This is a genomic window from Streptomyces shenzhenensis (assembly GCF_021462265.1).
Lineage (GTDB): Bacteria > Actinomycetota > Actinomycetes > Streptomycetales > Streptomycetaceae > Streptomyces > Streptomyces shenzhenensis.
Genome location: NZ_JAJONF010000003.1, coordinates 252860 through 271982, shown reverse-complemented (window position 1 = coordinate 271982; position 19123 = coordinate 252860). Strand labels below are relative to the sequence as shown.

The 19123-nt window shown below is 71.4% G+C and carries 15 protein-coding genes; 3 read left to right on the top strand and 12 right to left on the bottom strand.

The annotated features are described in order from the left end of the window. Positions 1 to 42 precede the first annotated feature (42 nt). Both LQ326_RS05790 and LQ326_RS05785 read left to right on the top strand, forming a co-directional pair. Positions 43 to 1692, top strand: coding sequence for a sodium:solute symporter family protein (locus LQ326_RS05790; protein ID WP_234533620.1), 1650 nt, complete (start codon positions 43 to 45; stop codon positions 1690 to 1692). Between the two features lie 34 nt (positions 1693 to 1726). After that, positions 1727 to 2053 carry a hypothetical protein gene (locus LQ326_RS05785; RefSeq protein WP_234533336.1) on the top strand — a complete coding sequence of 109 codons (327 nt, stop codon included), beginning with the start codon at positions 1727 to 1729 and terminating at the stop codon, positions 2051 to 2053. A gap of 81 nt (positions 2054 to 2134) precedes the next feature. On the opposite strand, the gene LQ326_RS05780 is transcribed toward LQ326_RS05785, so the two are convergent. The 11 genes from LQ326_RS05780 to rsmI all read right to left on the bottom strand — a co-directional run bounded on the left by LQ326_RS05780 (position 2135) and on the right by rsmI (position 16173). Continuing rightward, positions 2135 to 2827 (bottom strand): helix-turn-helix transcriptional regulator, encoded by a 693-nt coding sequence (locus LQ326_RS05780; protein ID WP_234533334.1) that lies wholly within the window; start codon positions 2825 to 2827, stop codon positions 2135 to 2137. Positions 2828 to 3031: 204 nt separating this feature from the next. Then, positions 3032 to 4738, bottom strand: a complete 1707-nt coding sequence (locus LQ326_RS05775) for an outer membrane protein assembly factor BamB family protein (protein ID WP_234533332.1) — start codon at positions 4736 to 4738, stop codon at positions 3032 to 3034. A 75-nt stretch (positions 4739 to 4813) separates the two neighbouring features. Further along, positions 4814 to 6529 carry a PQQ-binding-like beta-propeller repeat protein gene (locus LQ326_RS05770; RefSeq protein ID WP_234533330.1) on the bottom strand — a complete coding sequence of 572 codons (1716 nt, stop codon included), beginning with the start codon at positions 6527 to 6529 and terminating at the stop codon, positions 4814 to 4816. Between the two features lie 253 nt (positions 6530 to 6782). After that, entirely contained in the window at positions 6783 to 8591 is a 1809-nt protein-coding gene (locus LQ326_RS05765; RefSeq protein WP_234533328.1) for an ABC-F family ATP-binding cassette domain-containing protein, read from the bottom strand. 105 nt (positions 8592 to 8696) lie between these two features. After that, positions 8697 to 9962, bottom strand: coding sequence for an ankyrin repeat domain-containing protein (locus LQ326_RS05760; RefSeq protein WP_234533326.1), 1266 nt, complete (start codon positions 9960 to 9962; stop codon positions 8697 to 8699). 147 nt (positions 9963 to 10109) lie between these two features. Beyond that, the gene (locus LQ326_RS05755) at positions 10110 to 11036 is read right to left on the bottom strand and encodes a 4-(cytidine 5'-diphospho)-2-C-methyl-D-erythritol kinase (protein ID WP_234533324.1); all 927 of its coding nucleotides are present in this window, start codon (positions 11034 to 11036) and stop codon (positions 10110 to 10112) included. Beyond that, on the bottom strand, positions 11033 to 11902 hold the full coding sequence (rsmA, locus tag LQ326_RS05750) for a 16S rRNA (adenine(1518)-N(6)/adenine(1519)-N(6))-dimethyltransferase RsmA (RefSeq protein ID WP_234533322.1): 870 nt from the start codon (positions 11900 to 11902) through the stop codon (positions 11033 to 11035). The genes LQ326_RS05755 and rsmA overlap by 4 nt, the downstream gene beginning before the upstream one ends. Before the next feature lie 39 nt (positions 11903 to 11941). After that, positions 11942 to 13258 (bottom strand): resuscitation-promoting factor, encoded by a 1317-nt coding sequence (locus tag LQ326_RS05745; RefSeq protein ID WP_268206727.1) that lies wholly within the window; start codon positions 13256 to 13258, stop codon positions 11942 to 11944. A gap of 232 nt (positions 13259 to 13490) precedes the next feature. Beyond that, positions 13491 to 14396, bottom strand: coding sequence for a TatD family hydrolase (locus LQ326_RS05740; RefSeq protein WP_234533318.1), 906 nt, complete (start codon positions 14394 to 14396; stop codon positions 13491 to 13493). 46 nt (positions 14397 to 14442) lie between these two features. Further along, a complete protein-coding gene (locus tag LQ326_RS05735) occupies positions 14443 to 14868 on the bottom strand; it encodes a hypothetical protein (protein WP_234533316.1) in 426 nt (141 codons plus the stop codon). Positions 14869 to 15324: 456 nt separating this feature from the next. Continuing rightward, positions 15325 to 16173 carry a 16S rRNA (cytidine(1402)-2'-O)-methyltransferase gene (gene rsmI, locus LQ326_RS05730; protein WP_234533314.1) on the bottom strand — a complete coding sequence of 283 codons (849 nt, stop codon included), beginning with the start codon at positions 16171 to 16173 and terminating at the stop codon, positions 15325 to 15327. Between the two features lie 130 nt (positions 16174 to 16303). Between rsmI and LQ326_RS05725 the strand changes: the two genes are divergently transcribed. After that, positions 16304 to 18094: a dolichyl-phosphate-mannose--protein mannosyltransferase gene (locus LQ326_RS05725; protein WP_234533312.1), complete on the top strand. Its 1791-nt coding sequence runs from the start codon at positions 16304 to 16306 to the stop codon at positions 18092 to 18094. 113 nt (positions 18095 to 18207) lie between these two features. Here LQ326_RS05725 and LQ326_RS05720 read toward each other — a convergent pair whose 3' ends face one another. After that, the gene (locus LQ326_RS05720) at positions 18208 to 18918 is read right to left on the bottom strand and encodes a hypothetical protein (RefSeq protein ID WP_234533310.1); all 711 of its coding nucleotides are present in this window, start codon (positions 18916 to 18918) and stop codon (positions 18208 to 18210) included. Positions 18919 to 19123: the final 205 nt, after the last annotated feature.

The window sequence follows — 19123 nt, the reverse complement described above, 5'->3', positions numbered from 1 at the left end:
ACGAACCTCACCACGGACCTCACCACGGACCTCGCGGCGGGGCTGCGGCTCCCGACCAACGGGCTGGACTACACGATCCTGGCGATCTACTTCGCCGTCGTGCTGGGCATCGGCTTCGCCGCCCGCCGGTCGGTGCGGACCAGCCTCGACTTCTTCCTCTCCGGGCGGTCGCTGCCCGCCTGGATCACCGGTCTCGCCTTCATCTCGGCGAACCTGGCCGCGACCGAGATCCTCGGCATGGCCGCCAACAGCGCGCAGTACGGCGCGTACACCGTGCACTGGTACTGGATCGGCGCCATTCCGGCCATGGTCTTCCTGGGCCTGGTGATGATGCCCTTCTACTACGGCAGCAAGGTCCGCTCGGTCCCCGAGATGCTGCTGCTCCGCTTCGACAGAGCCGCACACCTGCTCAGTTCGATCCTGTTCGCCTTCGCGGCCATCCTGATCGCCGGTGTGAACCTGTACGCCCTGGCGATCGTGGTGGAGGCGCTGCTGGGCTGGCCGCAGTGGGTGGCGATCGTCGTCGCCGGCGCGTTCGTGCTGGCGTACATCACCCTCGGCGGTCTCTCCTCGGCCATCTACAACGAGGTGCTGCAGTTCTTCGTGATCCTTGCCGCCCTGATCCCGCTCTCCGTGCTCGGCCTGAAGAAGGCCGGCGGCTGGGGCGGCCTGGTGGACAAGCTCACCGCCGCCCACGGCCACGACTTCACCACCGCCTGGGGCGGCACCGGCATCGGCTCCGCCAACCCGCTCGGCGCGAACTGGCTGACCATCGTCCTCGGTCTCGGCTTCGTGCTCTCCTTCGGCTACTGGACGACGAACTTCGCCGAGGTGCAGCGCGCCCTGTCGGCGAAGAACCTCTCCGCCGCCCAGCGCACCCCGCTGATCGCCGCCTACCCGAAGATCTTCATCGTCTTCCTGGTGATGATCCCGGGCCTGGTCGCCGCCGCGCTGGTCCCGGGCATCGGCACGTCCGGCTCGGACCTCCAGTACAACGACGCGATCCCCTACCTGATGTCACAGCTGCTGCCCAACGGTGTCCTCGGCATCGCAGTCACCGGGCTGCTGGCCGCGTTCATGGCCGGCATGGCCGCCAACGTGTCGTCCTTCAACACCGTGTTCACGAACGACATCTGGGCGAAGTACGTAGTCCGGGGCCGTGCGGACGACTACTACGTGCGCTTCGGACGGCTCATCACCGCGATCGGCGTCAGCGCGTCCATCGGCACGGCGTTCCTGGCGTCGTCCTTCTCGAACATCATGAGCTACCTCCAGACGCTGTTCTCCTTCTTCAACGTGCCGATGTTCGTCGTCTTCGTCGTCGGCATGTTCTGGAAGCGCGCCTCGGCGAAATCCGGCTTCTGGGGGCTGCTCGCGGGCACCATGACCGCGATGGTCAACTACTTCGTCCTCTACAAACGGCACGTCATCGGCATCCCCTCCGACCAGGGCGCCAACTTCGTCTCCGCGATCGCCGGGTTCGTCGCCGGCGCGATCGTGATGGTGATCGTGTCCCTGTTCACCGCGCCCAAGCCCGCGGAGGAACTGGAGGGCCTGGTCTACGGCACCCGGTCCCCCGGGATGGCCGAGCCGCCCGCGCCCGGCGACGAGGCCTGGTACCGGCGGCCGGCACTGCTGGGCTGGGGCGCGGTGATTCTGGCCGCCCTCTGCTACGTGCCGTTCTCGTTCTGATCGCCGTCGCTGGAGAATGGAGAAGGGAGACACCATGACCGACGACACCGGACACTCCGGGTTCCACTACTCCGAGCGGGACGTCCAGCGGGAGGTCACCGACCTGGAGGGGCGCTCCGCGACCGCCGCGCGGATCTTCGACCTGCGGCGGATCATCGGCGGCCTGTTCGTGCTGTACGGGATCATCGTCACGATCACCGGGATCACGGACTCGCGGGCGGAGATCGACAAGGCGCAGGGGATCAACATCAACCTGTGGACCGGGATCGGGATGCTGTTGCTGGGGGTGTTCTTCCTGGTGTGGCTGTGGCTGCGGCCGACTCCCCCGCCGCTTCCTCCGGCGGAAGAGGCCGATGGCTGATTCGGTTGTGTTTTGACCGCGGGTGCGTGGGGGCTGGTCGCGCAGTTCCCCGCGCCCCTAGGTGGGTACGGTGGCCGTCGGTTAAAGGTCCAGGCCTGTTGAACTGTTGAGAGGTCCCGCCCTGTCCAGTAGCCCAGTGCGGGCCGCCAGCGCCGCCGCTTCCAGCCTCGACCCCACCCCCAGCTTCATCAGGACCCGCTGCACATGGGTGCGGGCCGTGCTCGGGGCGATGCCCATACCGGCGGCGATCAGGCGGGTGTCCTCGCCGTCGGCGACGCGGACCAGGACCTCCAGCTCCCTCGGGGTGAGCATCTGGAGCAGGCGCTGGCCCTCGTCGTCGGGCTGGGCGGCCGGGTTGAGGAGTTCACCGAAGGCACCCTGGAGCAGGGCGGGTGCCACGGCGGCCTCCCCGGCCCGCGCCTTCATGATCGCCCGCTCGACGCCCTCTATCCGCTCGTCGTGCCGTACATATCCGGAGGCGCCCGCGGCGAAGGCCGCCGCGATGCCCCGCGGGGACGGCACCGGGCCCAGCACCAGCACGGCGACCTGCGGCCGCTCCCTCTTGATCCGCACCACCGGGTCGAAGATCCCCGGCTCGGCCGGGGCCGCCGTGCCGAGCAGGCACACCTCGGGTGCCCGTGTGATCACCAGCTCGGCCGCGCCCGCCGCCGGTGCCGCCGCGGCCAGCACCCGGTGGCCGCGCAGTTTCAGCGCCGAGGCCAGCGCCTCCGCGAGCAACCGGTGGTCGTCGACCACCATGAGCCGCACTCCCATCGAGCAACCCCCCCAGTCCCCCCAATGGATGCCCCACTATGGATGCCCACTGGTCCGCATGGACAGAGGGCCCCCCGGCACCCCGTCCTTCATGCCCCCGGAAGCTACACGCTTGTTCGACGTTGCGCTGCCCCTACTGATGAGAAGTGCCCCGGTTCGGAGGAATCTCTGGGTTTTCTCTCATTCGAGGGTGAGGAGCGCGTATCAGCCACCCGCGCCGAAGGCGGTGACCAGGTACTCCTTGGCCGACGCGGACGAACCGGGGGCATGGGCGTACGCGGCGGACAGGTAGAGGCGTCCCTGGGAGTAGCGGACCTCCGCGTACTCCGGTGACATGCTGGTCTCGACCGCCTTGACCGCCGTGGTCGCCGGGTTCTCCAGCAGCTTGGTCTCCTTGAACGAGCCGCCGTCGATACTGACGATCTGGGCGCCCTTGTCGTACGGCGCGTTCTTGTACGCGATCACATCGGGGCCGTCCATGCGCAGGGGCGTGATCGTGTAGTCGTTCCCGGCGTCCGCGCGCTGGCCGGTCTGCTTGCCGGTGGTCAGGTCGAAGGCGACGATCTCGTTGGTCCTCGTGCCGTCCCCGTCGCCGTCGTGCTCCTCGGTCGCCAGGTACATCCGGTCGCCTCCGACCACCACGCCCGTGCACTTCTCCAGTTCGTAGACGCCGTCGCAGCGGACCGCGTAGGAGCTGCCCGGCGTGGAGATACGGGTGCGCAGCGCGCCGGTCCTGTTGTCGATGGAGAAGACGTCCGAGAAGCCGCTGCCGTCGCCGGCGCTGTTGTTGACGTCGGCGGCCACCACCAGCGGGTCGGTCGACACGACGCTCGCGTAGTCGATGCCCGAGGTCATCTTGTACTCGGAGAGCACTTTGCCGGAGACCGGGTCGAGGGTCTGGATGTGCAGCTGGCCGGTGTCGCCGCTGCCGCACCTGCGAACCGCGACCAGCTTGGCACCGCCGCCGTAGCCGGCGTCGTAGCAGCTGTCGCCCGGCTTCGGCTGCCAGCGGACGGTGCCGGAGGCGAGGTCGAAGGCGGCGCCACCGCTGCTGCCGCCGACCGCGACCGTCTGCTGGGCGACCGTCACATTGTCGAAGTTGAGCGGGACATCACCGGACTTGACCGTCCTGGTCCACAGTTTGCGGCCGGTGTTCAGGTCGATCGCGGCGACCTGGGTGCAGCCGGCCGTGGTGCCCTTGGCGGGCGTCCTCGGCTGGAAGACGACCGCGGTCCGGCCGTCGGCGCTGACGTGCCCGGTGGCGCGGCAGACCGGGCCGGACAGCGGGATCGTCCACAGCTTGGCGCCCGAGTCGGGGGCGTAGCCGGTGATCTGAGCGATGCCGCTCTTCGCGTACACCTTGTCGGTGAGCCAGGAACCGGCGGTGACGGTGGTGTCCTTCGCCGTGGGCAGCGGGACCTGGAAGAGGACCTTGGAGGTGGTGTCCGCGGGCACCTTCTCGGTGCCCTTGCCGTTCTTGCCGCCGTTCGCGTCCTGACCGCCGGTGCCGCCGCCGTCGGAGTTCGCGGTGTCGTCCTTCTTGCCGTCGCCGCCGCCATGGGACTTGGCGTACCAGATGCCGCCGCCGACGATCAGCGCGATGGCGGCCACCGCGGCGACGACGATGAGCAGCGCGGCGTTGTTCCGGCCACCGGGCGCGGGAGCGGGGACGCCCGGCGGGCCGGGGTGGCCCGGCTGGCCGCCCTGATAGCCGTAGCCGTAACCGGGCGGCTGGGCGTACGGGTTCTGGGCCGGGGGCTGCTGCGGGTAGCCGTAGCCGGGCTGGGGCTGGGGCGGCTGCTGCGGGTGGCCGTAGCCGGGCTGGGGCGAGTTCTGCGGGTAACCGTAGCCGGGCTGCTGGGCGTACGGGTTCGGGGGCTGGTCGGGCGGGGGCGGGGGCGGCTGGGTCATGGCGGAGACACCTCGGAGGACGGCGTGGGAGACGGCTGGGGACGGCGTGGGGCGGACGGCACGGGACGGGGCCGCTCAGTTGCCGAAGGCCATCATCAGCTTCTCCTTCGCGTCGTCGCTGCCGGTCAGCCGCGTGGCGGAGAGGTAGAGGCGCCCGTCGGCCCAGTCGAGGGCGCCGTCGTAGAAGCCGTCCTCGATGTCGGCGGTGTGCTGCGGGTTCCGCAGCAGCCCGGTGGTGGGGTGGGTGGCGCCGGTGGCCGGGATCGACACGACCTGGCCGCCCGCGTCGTACGACGGCCGTACGTAGGCGACGAGTCTGCCGCCCTGGACCTTCACCGGGTACATCGACTCGTCCGTCGGGGACTTCGTACGCCACTTCACCGTGCCGTCGGTGAGGCTGATCGCGACGATCTCGTTGCCGCCGCCGGTCACGTCGGTCGGCAGGTAGAGGGTGTCGGCGTCGGCGGCCACGCCCTGGCAGCCCTGCAGGTCGCGGTCGAGGCCCGCGAAGCCGCACCGGGGCGCGAACTTCTCGTTCACCTTCACCTCGGAGCGGAACGCGCCCTTGCCGTCCAGGACCGAGATGTTCCAGGCATTCTTGTCCTCGTTGGTCATGTAGACCACGAGCGGGTCGACGGAATACGTCCGCTCGACCGTCCAGCCCTGCTTCACCGCCCGCGTCCACTGGACCCGGCCGGTGACCGGGTCGAGCTGCGAGATCTCGTCGTGCTCGTTGCCGCCGCCGGCGCCGCAGGACGCCACCTCGACCAGCCGGCCGGTACCGCCGGCGAACGCCGTCGGGAAGCAGGCCGCACCGTACTTCTTCTTGTCGTACAGCTTGGCGCCGCTGCCGAGGTCGTACGCCGTGCCCGACTCGGAACGGCCCACCATCAGTGTCTTCCCACTGATCGTCAGCCCGATGCTGAGCGCGCTGTCGAACAGGCCGCCGTCCGCGACGGTGGCGGTCCAGCCCTTCTTGCCGGTGTCCAGGTCGATCTCTTGCAGCTGGTTGCACTTGGCGCGGTCGCTGGTGCCGTTCATGTAGGCCACGACGACCTTGTCGTCCGCCGACTTCCGCGACGTGACCGCGCAGATCTTCTGCGGGAACGTGATCGGGGCCCAGGCCGGGTCGCCGTTGCCCACCTGGTAGGCGAAGACCTGCTTGTACGCCGCCTTCACCGCCGTCTTCCCGGTGATCCACATGCCGGGTGCGTCGGCGCCGGAGGCGGGCGCGTCGGGTGCCGACTTGTACCAGAGCACCTTGGCGTCGCCGGACTTGCGGCCCGCGTTGAGGTTCTCCGGGTCCGCGCCGCCGTCGCCGCTGCCGTCACCGGGGTTGACCGGAGTGCCCGAGGTCCGCGGATCGGCGGACTGCCGGGCGACCGGTTCCTTGCCGCCGTCCCCGCCGCCGGTGACCGCGTACACCGTGCCGCCGACGACCAGCAGCCCCGCCACCGCCGCCGCGACGATCAGCGCGGGCTTCCCCTTGAACCGCCCGCCGCCTCCGCCGCCGGGGGGCGGGGTCATCCCAGGTCCGCCGGGGCCGCCGAAATACTGCGGCTGCTGCTGGGGGTAGGCGTAACCGGGCTGCGGCCCGTACGGGCCCGCTGTGCCGTAGGGGCCGCCGGGGGCGGGCTGCGGCGGGTAGCCGTAGCCGGGCTGCGGCGGGGGTGCGCCGAAGCCTCCCTGGGCGGGCGGCTGTTGCGGGGCGCCGAAGCCGCCACTCGGTGGCGGCTGGTCCTGCGGTGCTCCGAAAGCGCCCTGCGGCGGCTGGCCCGGCGGCTGTGTCATCAGCGTTCTTCCCCCTCGTGCACTGATTTGAGCCACGCCCGAGGCTGGTGACGGACCCCTGGCCGCGCTCAGGCAGTTCTCAGACCGACCTTTCTACCACCCGGCACCGACAGCCCACGGGCCCGCGTCTGCCGCCGTTCCCAAGGGAGAACCGGCCCGTGATACCGCCGTTACGCGCCTTCACGCCCCTTTCACCGGGCCCCCGCAAGGGGGTTGCACGGGGACCGGAGAGGGCTGATTCCCGCCGGTGGGGTTACGCGTCCTCCGCCAACTCCAGCCAGCGCATCTCCAGTTCCTCCCGCTCGCCGGCCACGTCACGGAGCTGCGCGTCGAGTTCGGCGACCTTCGCGAAGTCCGTGGCGTTCGCGGCGATCTGGTCGTGCAGCTTGGTCTCCTTCTCGGAGACGCGGTCCAGCTGACGCTCGATCTTCTGGAGCTCCTTCTTCGCCGCGCGCTGGTCGGCGGAGCTCCGCTCGGCCGTGGCGGCCTTGGGGGCCGCGGCGGTGGCGGTGGCGGCGACCGCCTCCTCCATGCGCTGCCGGCGTTCCAGGTACTCGTCGATGCCGCGCGGCAGCATCCGCAGGGTGGCGTCGCCGAGGAGGGCGAAGACGCGGTCGGTGGTGCGCTCGACGAAGAACCGGTCGTGGGAGATGACGATCATCGAGCCCGGCCAGCCGTCGAGGACGTCCTCCAGCTGGGTGAGGGTCTCGATGTCGAGGTCGTTGGTGGGCTCGTCGAGGAAGAGCACGTTCGGCTCGTCCATGAGCAGGCGCAGCAGCTGGAGGCGGCGGCGCTCACCGCCGGACAGGTCGCCGACCGGTGTCCACTGCTTCTCCTTGTTGAAGCCGAACGTCTCGCACAGCTGTCCGGCGGTCATCTCGCGCCCCTTGCCGAGGTCGACGCGCTCGCGGACCTGCTGGACCGCCTCCAGGACCCGCGTGGTCGGGTTCAGCTCGGCGACCTCCTGGGAGAGGTAGGCGAGCTTGACGGTCCTGCCGACGGCGACCCGCCCGCCCGCCGGCTGCGTCTCGCCCTCGGTGCGCGCGGCCTCGGCCATGGCGCGCAGCAGGGAGGTCTTGCCGGCGCCGTTGACGCCGACCAGGCCGATGCGGTCGCCGGGCCCGAGCTGCCAGGTGATGTGCTTGAGCAGCACCTTGGGGCCGGCCTGGACGGTCACGTCCTCCAGGTCGAAGACGGTCTTGCCGAGCCGGGAGGACGCGAATTTCATCAGCTCGGAGGTGTCCCGCGGCGGCGGTACGTCCTGGATCAGCTCGTTGGCGGCCTCGACCCTGAAGCGCGGCTTGGAGGTACGGGCGGGGGCGCCGCGGCGCAGCCAGGCGAGCTCCTTGCGGACCAGGTTCTGCCGCTTGGTCTCCTCGGTGGCCGCGATCCGCTCGCGCTCCGCGCGGGCGAAGACGTAGTCGGAGTAGCCGCCCTCGTACTCGTAGACGGCGCCGCGCTGCACGTCCCACATGCGGGTGCAGACCTGGTCGAGGAACCACCGGTCGTGGGTGACGCAGACGAGGGCCGAGCGGCGGTTCTGCAGGTGCCGGGCGAGCCAGGCGATGCCCTCGACGTCGAGGTGGTTGGTGGGCTCGTCGAGGACCAGCAGGTCCTGTTCCTCGATGAGCAGCTTGGCGAGCGCGATGCGCCGCCGCTCACCACCGGAGAGCGGTCCGATGACGGTGTCCAGGCCCTTGGGGAAGCCGGGCAGGTCGAGCCCGCCGAAGAGACCGGTCAGGACGTCCCTGACCTTGGCGTTGCCGGCCCACTCGTGGTCGGCCATGTCGCCGATGACCTCGTGCCGGACGGTGGCGGCCGGGTCGAGGGAGTCGTGCTGGGTGAGAACGCCGATGCGCAGTCCGCCGGAGTGCGTGACGCGGCCGGTGTCGGCCTCCTCCAGCTTGGCGAGCATCCGGATGAGGGTGGTCTTGCCGTCGCCGTTGCGGCCCACCACGCCGATGCGGTCGCCCTCCGACACGCCGAGCGAGACGCCGTCCAGCAGGGCACGGGTGCCGTAGACCTTGCTGACGTTCTCGACATTGACCAGGTTGACGGCCATTTCACTCCTGCGCACGGGGACAGTCAGCCTCCCAGCGTAATGCGCGTGGGAAGGCCGTCAGGCCGTGAGCCGCGGTTCCGCCGGGCGGGCTGGGCGGGCCCCACGTCATTCCGAACCGGCCGCCCGCTTCGCCGCGCGCTCCTGGTACCGCTGTACCGCGCGCAGCATCCAGGTGTCCGACCACTTCTCCCAGTCCACCGGACCGATGTGCCGTTCCGCCTCCACACAGCGCGGGTCGTCCTGGTGTGCGAGTCCGAAGACGGCGTAGATCCGGGTCACCTGGTCCTCCTCGTCCACCAGCCCCGCCAGCGCGTCCGCGATCCCGGGATCGTGTCCCGGGTACTCCGCAAGCCAGACGCACGCCGCCGAGCGCACACCGGGGTCGTCGTCCCGCGCCAGCGCGAACACCGTCCGCAGGCTCTCGGGGTGCACCACCAGTCGCGACTCCCCCAGCTCCAGCGTGTGCGGAATCATGCGGCGCACCCCGGCATCGGGATGCGCCAGATACGACCGCCCCAGCGCCTCGATCTCCGGGCTCCACTCCTCGGTCAGCGCGTTGAGGACGGCCCGCAGCACCTGCGGGTCCGGCTCCTGGCGAGCCCAGGGCAGCAGGACCTCCGTGCCGCGTCCCTCGAAGGGCGCGGGGCCCTGCGGCCAGACCGGGCCGAACCCGAGGAAGAACAGCAACTCCGCCGCGAACAGGCGCCGGAGCCGGTCCGCACTGCCGCTGAGCGCCACGGCGGCCGACCAGGTCTCCTCGTTCATGCGCCGGGCGAGAGCGAAGACCGCCTGGGACCACACGGCATGGTCCGGGTTCCGGCGCACCAGGGCCCGCGCGAGCACCTCCTCGAACGGCGCACGCACCCCGAAACTCTCCTCCAGCCCCGTGAGGATCCCGTCGTGCCCGTCCCTCGCGGTCCGTCCGCCCACGCTGAACTGTTCGTACACCTCCTCCCCGTCGCGGTCCACGACCATCAGCCGCGTCACCGGACCGGCGTCACCGCTCAGGCGCCGGAGTCCGGCCTCCACGCCCACCCCGGCCCATTGCCGGGCCCGGTCCAGCAGCTCGCGCCGCGTGGCCTGCGCGAACCGCACGGGGTCCCGGGTGAGCGCCGACACCATCTCGATCGACCCGCCGTCCACCGCACGGTGCACCGGAGTGCTCCCGTCGGGCAGCACCGCCAGCGAGTCGGCTCCCGCGTCGAGGAGCGCGTCGACGACCTCCTCGTCGTACGCCGCCACCGCCGCACAGAGCAGCGGCTCCCCGGTGTCCGGGTCGGGCATGTTCGCGTCGACGTCGTCGTCCAGCAACCGCCGGACACCGTCCACGTCCCCGGTCCGTACGGCCAGGACAAGCTCATGGGTGGTCATCTGCGGGCGTCTCCCCGTTCCCGTAGGCAGGCCCGGGGAGCCTAGTGAAGGCGGGGGGCGCGGGGCAGGTGGTTTACGCGGGCGTGCGGGCGGCCGTGCGCGCCGGGGAGTGGGCCGTGGTCCGGCGCCTCGGCGTGGGCGCCCGTCTCACGCGTCCGCGTGCGCGCCGGTGTCGAACGGCGGCAGGACCGTCGCGCCCGGCGCGGGGGCCGTCGCCGTGCGGACCGTGCGGCAGGTGCCGGAGGCGAGCAGGGCCTCGGAGACCTTCTGCGCCGACGCGGTGTCGCGGACCAGGAACGCGGTGGTGGGACCGGAACCGGAGACCAGCGCGGTGAGGGCGCCGGCCGCGCGTCCCGCGTCGAGGGTGTCCGCGAGGTCCGGGAAGAGGGAGAGCGCGGCGGGCTGGAGGTCGTTGGAGACGGCGGCGGCGAGCGCGTCGGCGTCGCCCTTGGCGAGGGCGTCGAGGAGGTCACGGGAAGCGACCGGCTCCGGGATGTCGTGTCCCTCGGCGAGCCGGTCGAACTCGCGGAAGACGGCCGGGGTGGACAGCCCGCGCCCGGCCATCGCGAACACCCAGTGGAAGGTGGAGCCGACGTCGAGGGCGGTGAGGCGCTCGCCGCGCCCGGTGCCGAGGGCGGCGCCGCCGACCAGGCTGAAGGGCACGTCGCTGCCCAGGTCGGCGCAGATGGCGAGGAGTTCGGCGCGGGAGGCGCCGGCGCGCCAGAGCTCGTTGCACGCGAGCAGCGCGCCCGCCCCGTCGGCGCTGCCCCCGGCCATGCCGCCGGCGACCGGGATGTCCTTGGCGATGTGGATGTGCACGGCCGGCTCGATGCCCCGGCGCCCGGCGAGCGCGAGCGCGGCGCGCGCCGCGAGGTTGGTGCGGTCGAGGGGGACCTGGTCGGCGTCCGGGCCCTCACAGGTGACGGTCAGCTCGTCGGCGGTCGTGACGGTGACCTCGTCGTAGAGGCCGACGGCGAGGAAGACGTTGGCCAGGTCGTGGAAGCCGTCGGGGCGGGCGGCGCCCACGGCGAGCTGGACGTTGACCTTGGCGGGGACGCGTACCGTGACGCTCACTTACCGGACTCCTTGTGTTCGGCGATCCTCGCGAACTCCTCGACCGTCAGCGCCTCACCGCGGGCCTGCGGGGAGACCCCGGCCGCGACCAGCGCCGCCTCGGCGGCCGCCGCCGACCCGGCCCAGCCCGCCAGCGCGGCCCGCAGGGTCTTGCGGCGCTGCGCGAACGCCGCGTCGACGACCGCGAAGACGTCCCGCTTCGAGGCCGTCGTCTTCAGCGGTTCCGCGCGCCGGACGAGGGAGACGAGCCCGCTGTCGACGTTCGGGGCGGGCCAGAAGACGTTGCGGCCGATGGCGCCGGCGCGCTTCACCTCGGCGTACCAGTTGGCCTTGACGGACGGCACGCCGTACACCTTGTTGCCGGGTGCGGCGGCGAGCCGGTCGGCGACCTCGGACTGCACCATCACCAGCGTCCGCTCGATGCTCGGGAAGGTGTCGAGCATGTGGAGGAGGACGGGGACGGCGACGTTGTAGGGCAGGTTCGCGACGAGTGCGGTCGGCGGCGGGCCGGGCAGCTCGGTGACCTGCATCGCGTCGGAGTGGACCAGCGCGAACCGGTCCGCGCGCGCCGGCATGCGCGCCGTGATCGTCGCGGGCAGGGCGCCGGCCAGGACGTCGTCGATCTCGACGGCGGTGACCCGGTCGGCGGCCTCCAGGAGCGCGAGCGTGAGGGACCCGAGTCCCGGGCCGACCTCCACGACCACGTCGTCCGGGCGGACCCCGGCGGTGCGGACGATACGGCGGACCGTGTTGGCGTCGATCACGAAGTTCTGGCCGCGCTGCTTGGTGGGGCGTACACCGAGCGCTGCCGCGAGTTCACGGATGTCGGCCGGGCCGAGGAGGGCGTCGGGGGTGGGGCTGCTCACGGGACAAGGGTACGGGCCGCCGGGGACGCCTCCCGCCGGTCACCTGTGCAGCCGGGCCCCGCAGTGCGGCCAGGGCGTGGCGCCGCGGCTCACGTAGAGCTTCTTCGCGCGGAACGTCTGCTCCTCGGCCGAGGCGTCCTGCGGGCGCCCGCTGCCGCCGAGGCTGCGCCAGGTGTCGCTGTCGAACTGGTACAGCCCGCCGTACGTCCCGGAGGGGTCCACCGCGTGCGGGCGGCCGCCGGACTCGCAGGCGGCGAGAGCCTGCCAGTTCAGGTCGTCGGCGCCCTGCACGGAGTCCGGGTGCGGCTTGGTCCCGACCCGGACGAGCTGGGTGCGCGGCTGCCGGACCACCTCGGAGGTCTCGCGGCGCGGCTTCTGCCGGACTCCGTTGACGGTCCGCAGGTAATACGTCGCACGGCGCAGCCCCGGCCGCCCGGCCCGCTCGACCACCTCGGTGCCCGTGAACAGCGTCGGATCCGCGGTCCGCCGCACGTCGAACGGGATGGTCTCCTCGCGCACCTCCCTGCTGCCCCTGACGCGCAGCACGGTCACCGTCTGCCCGTCGCGCGGGAAGGCGGGCTGCGGCACGGAGGTGGTGTCCTGGCCGTGCAGGATGATCCCGGCCTCCTCGACGGCCTCGCGGACGGTCGCCGCGTTGGTGCGGATGGTCCGGGTCCGGCCGTCCGCCAGGATCGTGACCGTACGCTCGGTGCGCACGTCCAGCTCGACCCCGGCACGGCCGATGCTCTGGGAGCGCGAGGCCGACAGATACGCGCCCTCGGCCCGCACCCCCAGCTGCCTGAGCGCCCCGTCCACCGTGCGCGCCGTCGTCCACACCTCGCGCCGTTCGCCGTCCAGCGTGAGCCGTAGCGGGCGGCCGTAGCGCACCGCGACCTCGTCGCCGCTGGCCAGTGGCGTGCCGGGGGCGGGCGCCACCATGTCGTGCGCCCCGACCGGCACGCCCTCTTCGGCCAGCAGGCCGGTCACGTCGTCCGCGAACGTGTGCAGGGTGCGCGGCCTGCCGTCCACGGTCAGCTCGATCGCCTTGTCCTTGGCGAGGAACGCGGTGGTGCCGCCCGCGAGGAACGCGACGACGAGCGCTTGCGGCAGCAGACGGCGCACCGCGGACTCCGGTCGCCCGGAGTACCGCGCCTTCCGCCGGCGCGCGGCGCGTCGCCCCGCCATGGCGTGGGCGCCCCCCGTACGCGGCTCCTTCTCCACACCGCGCGCGCCCTGCCGCGGCAGCACCGGCTCACTCCCGTGCGCCCGCGCGGCGACCTCGTACGCCGGGCGGTACGTGTCACCTCCGTACGCCGGGCCGTAGCCCGGCGTACGGGCGTCGTGCACGCCGTACATTCCCTGCACGCCGTGCGCTCCAGGCGCACCGTAGGGGTCGTGCGCCCCAGACGTCTCGTACTGCGATGTGCTCACGCCGACACGCTCCAGAGGGCCAGACGGGTCCGGATCGGGCCCCCAGAACCTAGCGGAGCACCCGTCACTCTCCAAAGCGGCTCGACTACGCACGGTCGCGTGCGGACCAGAGGTGAACCCCGGTGAACGTTATGCGCCAGTTACGATCGATACACCCTCAGTAATCGAAGGCCCGGGCCGTGTTCGCGTCCAGGGCCGCCGCCAGCGCGTCCTCGTCGATGCCGCGCACGGCGGCCATCGCGCGCACCGTGACCGGAATGAGATACGGGGCGTTGGGCCGTCCGCGGTACGGCGCCGGGGTCAGGAAGGGCGCGTCGGTCTCCACCAGGAGCAGTTCGAGCGGCGCCACCGCCACGGCGTCCCGCAGGTTCTGGGCGTTCTTGAAGGTGACGTTGCCGGCGAAGGACATGAAGTAGCCCTCGCGGGCGCACTCCTCGGCCATCGCGGCGTCCCCGGAGTAGCAGTGGAAGACCGTCCGCTCGGGGGCGCCCTCCTCCTTGAGGACGCGCAGCACGTCGGCGTGGGCGTCGCGGTCGTGGATGACGAGCGCCTTTCCGTGCCGCTTGGCGATCTCGATGTGGGCGCGGAAGGAGCGTTCCTGGGCGGACTTGCCCTCGGGCCCGGTGCGGAAGTGGTCAAGACCGGTCTCACCGACGCCCTTGACGTGGGGCAGCCCGGCCAGCCGGTCGATCTCGGCGAGCGCCTCGTCCAGCGCGGCGTCACCGCCGGGCACCCGCGCCCCCTGCCGCGACCACCCTCCCCCAGGGTCGCCGTGCACGATGCGCGGCGCCTCGTTCGGGTGCAGGGCGACAGTCGCGTGGACGTTCTCATGCGCGGCGGCGGTGTCGGCCGCCCACCGCGAGCCCTTGATGTCGCAGCCGACCTGGACGACGGTCGTCACGCCCACCGACGCGGCCTTCGCGAGTCCCTCCTCGACCGTGCCGGACTGCATGTCGAGGTGGGTGTGCGAGTCGGCGACGGGCACCCGGAGGGGTTCCGGGAGCGGCGGCGCCGTGTTCTTGTCGGCCGTGCGGGAGGCCGGACCGGAGGCGTTCGAAGGCATGCCCCGATCCTACGAAAGGGGCATGCCCGCCGGATCCGGGACCGGGTCAGCTCGCCTTCCGCTGGAAGGGATGCAGGAGATCCGACAGGTGCCAGTGGTGCGGCTCGACCTGTGCGGAGGCCTCCGCGGCCGTCCCGGCACCGGTACCGGCCTGCCCGGCGGATCGGTCCTGCGCCGACGGCTGGTGCGACCGCCGGGCCGCGTTCCGCACCGACGAGACCTGTCCCGCGCGCATGATCCGCAGCACCTGGCCGTCGCAGTTCTGGCACGAGGGCCGGCTCAGCGGCGAGGGGACGACCCGGCCGTTGGCCACGTACCTGACGAACTCGTGGTTGTCGGCGTCAGTGTGGTGCTCTATCTCGTACGACTGCTCCCAGCCGTGCCCGCATCGCATGCAGGCGAAGGAATACGACTCGTGGACGACTGCGGTGGCCGCACCGTGGAGGCCGGTCTGCCCTGCGATCTCACTCATGCCAGCTCCTCTTGTCCGCGTGGACAAGCACGCACCCCCGGCGCGGGGATTCCCCCCGGAATCCCATGGGGGTGGGGGACGGATGAGTCCCCGCTGACCAGTGGACGCCTTCACCGACGCGAATGCGACCGGCCTGCCGAGTGTTGGAGGCGATTTGGACTTCGCTTGCCGAATCGCCCTTTCCGCAGGGGGATTGGCTTTGCCTTTCCCGCCCCCGCTTTACCGTGCCGTGGGGCGCGCGCTCAGAGGAGACGCACCCCGCTCAGAGGACACATCACCGCAGGTCAGGGGCGCACGCTCAGAGGAGACGCGACGCGCTCAAGGATCAAGGAGCGCCCCCTTGAAACGCCGGGACTGAGGCGCCCCTTCAGGGGCGCGGGGAACTGCGCGACCAGCCGTCCACAACCCGCGGACCGCTGCACGAGAGCAACCACAACAGCGCCGGGCAACCGGCCCTCACTCAGCGGAGCGTTTCGCCGCGACCACCGCGTCGAACACCACCCGCTTGGGAATCCCCGCCTCCACGGCCACCGCCGCGATCGCCTCCTTGCGGCGCTCCCCGGCCTCCTCCCGCACCCGTACCCGCCGCACGAGCTCCGCCGCGTCGAGTTCCTCGGCCCCGCGCTCCGGGGCGCCCTCGACGACCACGGTGATCTCGCCGCGCACCCCGTCGGCGGCCCACACCGCGAGCTCGGCCAGCGGACCGCGCCGTACCTCCTCGTACGTCTTGGTCAGCTCACGGCAGACGGCGGCCCGCCGCTCGGCGCCGAAGACCTCGGCCATGGCGGCCAGGGTGTCGTCGAGGCGGTGCGGGGCCTCGAAGTAGACGAGGGTGCGGCGCTCCTCGGCCACCTCCGCCAGCCGTGAGCGGCGCTCGCCCGCCTTGCGCGGCAGGAAGCCCTCGAAGCAGAACCGGTCGACGGGCAGCCCGGACAGCGCGAGCGCGGTGAGCACGGCGGACGGCCCCGGGACGGCCGTGACCCGGATCTCCTTCTCCACGGCGGCCGCCACCAGCCGGTAGCCGGGGTCCGAGACGGACGGCATCCCGGCGTCGGTCACCAGCAGCACGCGCGCGCCGCCGACGAGTTCCTCGACCAGCTCCGGGGTGCGGGCGGCCTCGTTGCCCTCGAAGTACGACACCACGCGCCCCTTGGGGGTCACGCCCAGCGCCTGGGTGAGCCATCGCAGCCGCCGGGTGTCCTCCGCCGCGATCACGTCGGCGCCGGTCAGCTCCGCGGCGAGCCGGGGCGGGGCGTCCGCGACATCGCCGATGGGGGTGCCTGCGAGGACAAGGGTTCCAGTCACGGCTCCATCCTCGCAGCCCCCGCCGACAGGCGATGACAGGCAGGTCGGGCATCGGCGCCGAACGCAAAGGAACCGGTTGTGAAGCCCCATTGCACGGGACTCACACAGCACGGTTCCCTACGATGGCGCGGTGACCAGTACCGCGTCCTCCACGGACACCCGGCAGGGCCAGGCGGCGCTCGACGAGCGGCCGGCGTGGCAGCAGCGGCTGCGCCGGTTCGGCTACCCGGCCAGCCCGGCGCACGCGGCGCACGCCTCCGGCGAAAGAGGCGCCGTGGGCTCCGGCGCGCCCGCCGATGTCGTCGGCCGCCTGGTGCCGCCGTACACCGAGCCCAACCCCCGGCTGTGGCTCGCCCTGGGGGTCTCCCCGGGGCTCGCCGCGCGGCTCACGCGCTGGTCGGGCTGGGGCGGTCCGCTGCTGGTGACGCTGGTGGCGGGCCTGCTGCGGTTCTGGAACCTGGGCAGCCCCAAGGCGGTGATATTCGACGAGACGTACTACGCGAAGGACGCGTGGGCGCTCGTCCACCGCGGTTTCGAGGTCAACTGGGACAAGAACGCCAACGACCTGATCCTGCAGAAGGCGGGACACGTCGGCATCCCGGTGGACGCGGCGTACGTCGTGCACCCGCCGGTCGGCAAGTACGTCATCGGCCTCGGGGAGCTGATCTTCGGCTTCAACCCGTTCGGCTGGCGGTTCATGACGGCACTGCTGGGCACGCTGAGCGTGCTGCTGCTGTGCCGGATCGGGCGCCGGATCTTCCGGTCCACGTTCCTGGGCTGCCTGGCGGGCGCCCTGATGGCGGTGGACGGTCTGCACTTCGTGATGAGCCGCACCTCGCTGCTCGACGGGGTGCTGATGTTCTTCGTGCTGGCCGCGTTCGGCTGCCTGGTCATCGACCGGGACAAGGCGCGGGAGAAACTCGCGGCCGCGCTGCCGCCGGACGCGTCCGGGCGGATCCGTCCGGACGCGCGCGTGGCCGACGGTTTCCGCTTCGGGTGGCGTCCCTGGCGCTGGGCCACGGGTGTGCTGCTGGGCCTCGCGATCGGCACGAAGTGGAACGGCCTGTACATCCTGGCCGCGTTCTGCCTGATGGCGCTGTTGTGGGACGTCGGCGCCCGCAAGGTGGCCGGTGCCCGGCACCCGTACCGGGCGGTCCTCAGGTACGACACGGGGATCACCTTCCTGGCGACGGTCCCGGTGGCGATCGCCGTCTACCTGACCTCCTGGATCGCCTGGATCCTGTCCCCCACCGACGGCACCGGCGGCTACTTCCGCAACTGGGCGGCCACCGACGGCAAGGGCGGCCACTGGACGTTCCTGCCGGACTGGCTGCGCAGCCTGTGGCACTACGAGCACGAGGTGTACCTGTTCCACGTCGGCCTGTCGACGCCGCACACGTACATGTCGAACCCGTGGTCCTGGCTGGTGCTGGGCCGCCCGGTGTCGTACTTCTACGAGTCGCCGTCCCCGGGTGTGGACGGCTGTCCGTCCGACGCCGGCGAGAAGTGCGCCCGTGAGGTGCTCGCGATCGGCACCCCGCTGCTGTGGTGGGCGGCCTGCTTCGCGATCGGCTATGTCCTGTGGCGGTGGGCGTTCCGCCGCGACTGGCGGGCCGGTGCCATCGCCTGCGGCATCGCGGCCGGCTATCTGCCCTGGTTCATGTACCAGGAGCGCACGATCTTCCTCTTCTACGCCGTCGTCTTCGTGCCGTTCCTGTGTCTCGCGGTGGCGATGATGATCGGCGCGATCATCGGCCCGCCGGGCTCCAGCGACACCCGCCGGCTGGTCGGCGCGGCGAGCGCGGGTGTCCTGGTGCTGCTGGTCGTCTGGAACTTCATCTACTTCTGGCCGCTGTACACGGGCACGGCGATTCCGATCGATTCCTGGCGTTCACGGATGTGGCTCGACACCTGGGTCTAGCTGGGGCTACGCCACAGTCGCCCCACGACCAGTGCCGCGCCGGACTGTCGTTGGTGGCCGAGCTGTGTCTGCAGGTGATCCGATGGGCGGCGGGAGTGACCCGCCACCACTGATCACTGCGAGTCGTACGCTTTGACGCTCACGGCCGGACCACCGGAATACCTGGCCACGGCAGTGGCGGCGGCGCCGGTGACCTGGACGACTGCGCTGCCACCACCCGGGACGCGGACCAGCCCTCCGATGGGAGTGACGGAGACCGCCTGCTGTGTCTCGCCCTCCGCCGGCTGGTCGTAGACGAGGTAGGCCACACGCATCGTCACTGGATAGGGGTCGATGTTCGTCATTCGAACGGCACTGAAGCGGGAGAACTTGCTCACGGTGTGGCCGGCACCGTCCAGTTCCTGAACGGTCACCGGGCTCCTACCGGCCCGGCTCTTGGCGGCGGCCACACGCTTGACGGTGACGCGGACGTCGTAGACCTGGTGTTCACCGGCCCCCGAGAAGCGCAGGATGTCGAGACCCGACCCGTAGGGAACCACCAGACGGCCGCTGTCGCTGCCGTAGACGGTTCGGACATGCACCCCTGGCAGGGGGTCGCCGTTCTGGTCGAGCGCGGTGAACGCCAGTACGGGGACGACCGACTCCTTGTTCGCGTTCTTGATGGCCAGTGTCTGGCTGATGTAGTTGTCGCCCCCCTCCCGCTGATATGCGAACGACAGCGCGCTCTTGGCCGGCTTGGACGACCAGTTGGTCACACCCGTCATGATCGCGGCCAGCGACACCACAACCACCCAGCCCGCGATCAGAGTCTGTCTTCGTTCCACGTTCGCCTCTCCCCAGCATGCAACCGAGCCCCCACCCCTGGAAGCGCCGTCGGATCCTAGCCCGACCAATCGAAGAATGATCAAGTCGGTCGGAGGAGAGGGTTCGGCCAACAATCGGTCAACACCTGTCACAGGGGCCCCGCAAGACCTACAGTGCGAGTCACAACCAGCTTTTGAACGCGTTCACAAAATGCGGCAAAGGCTC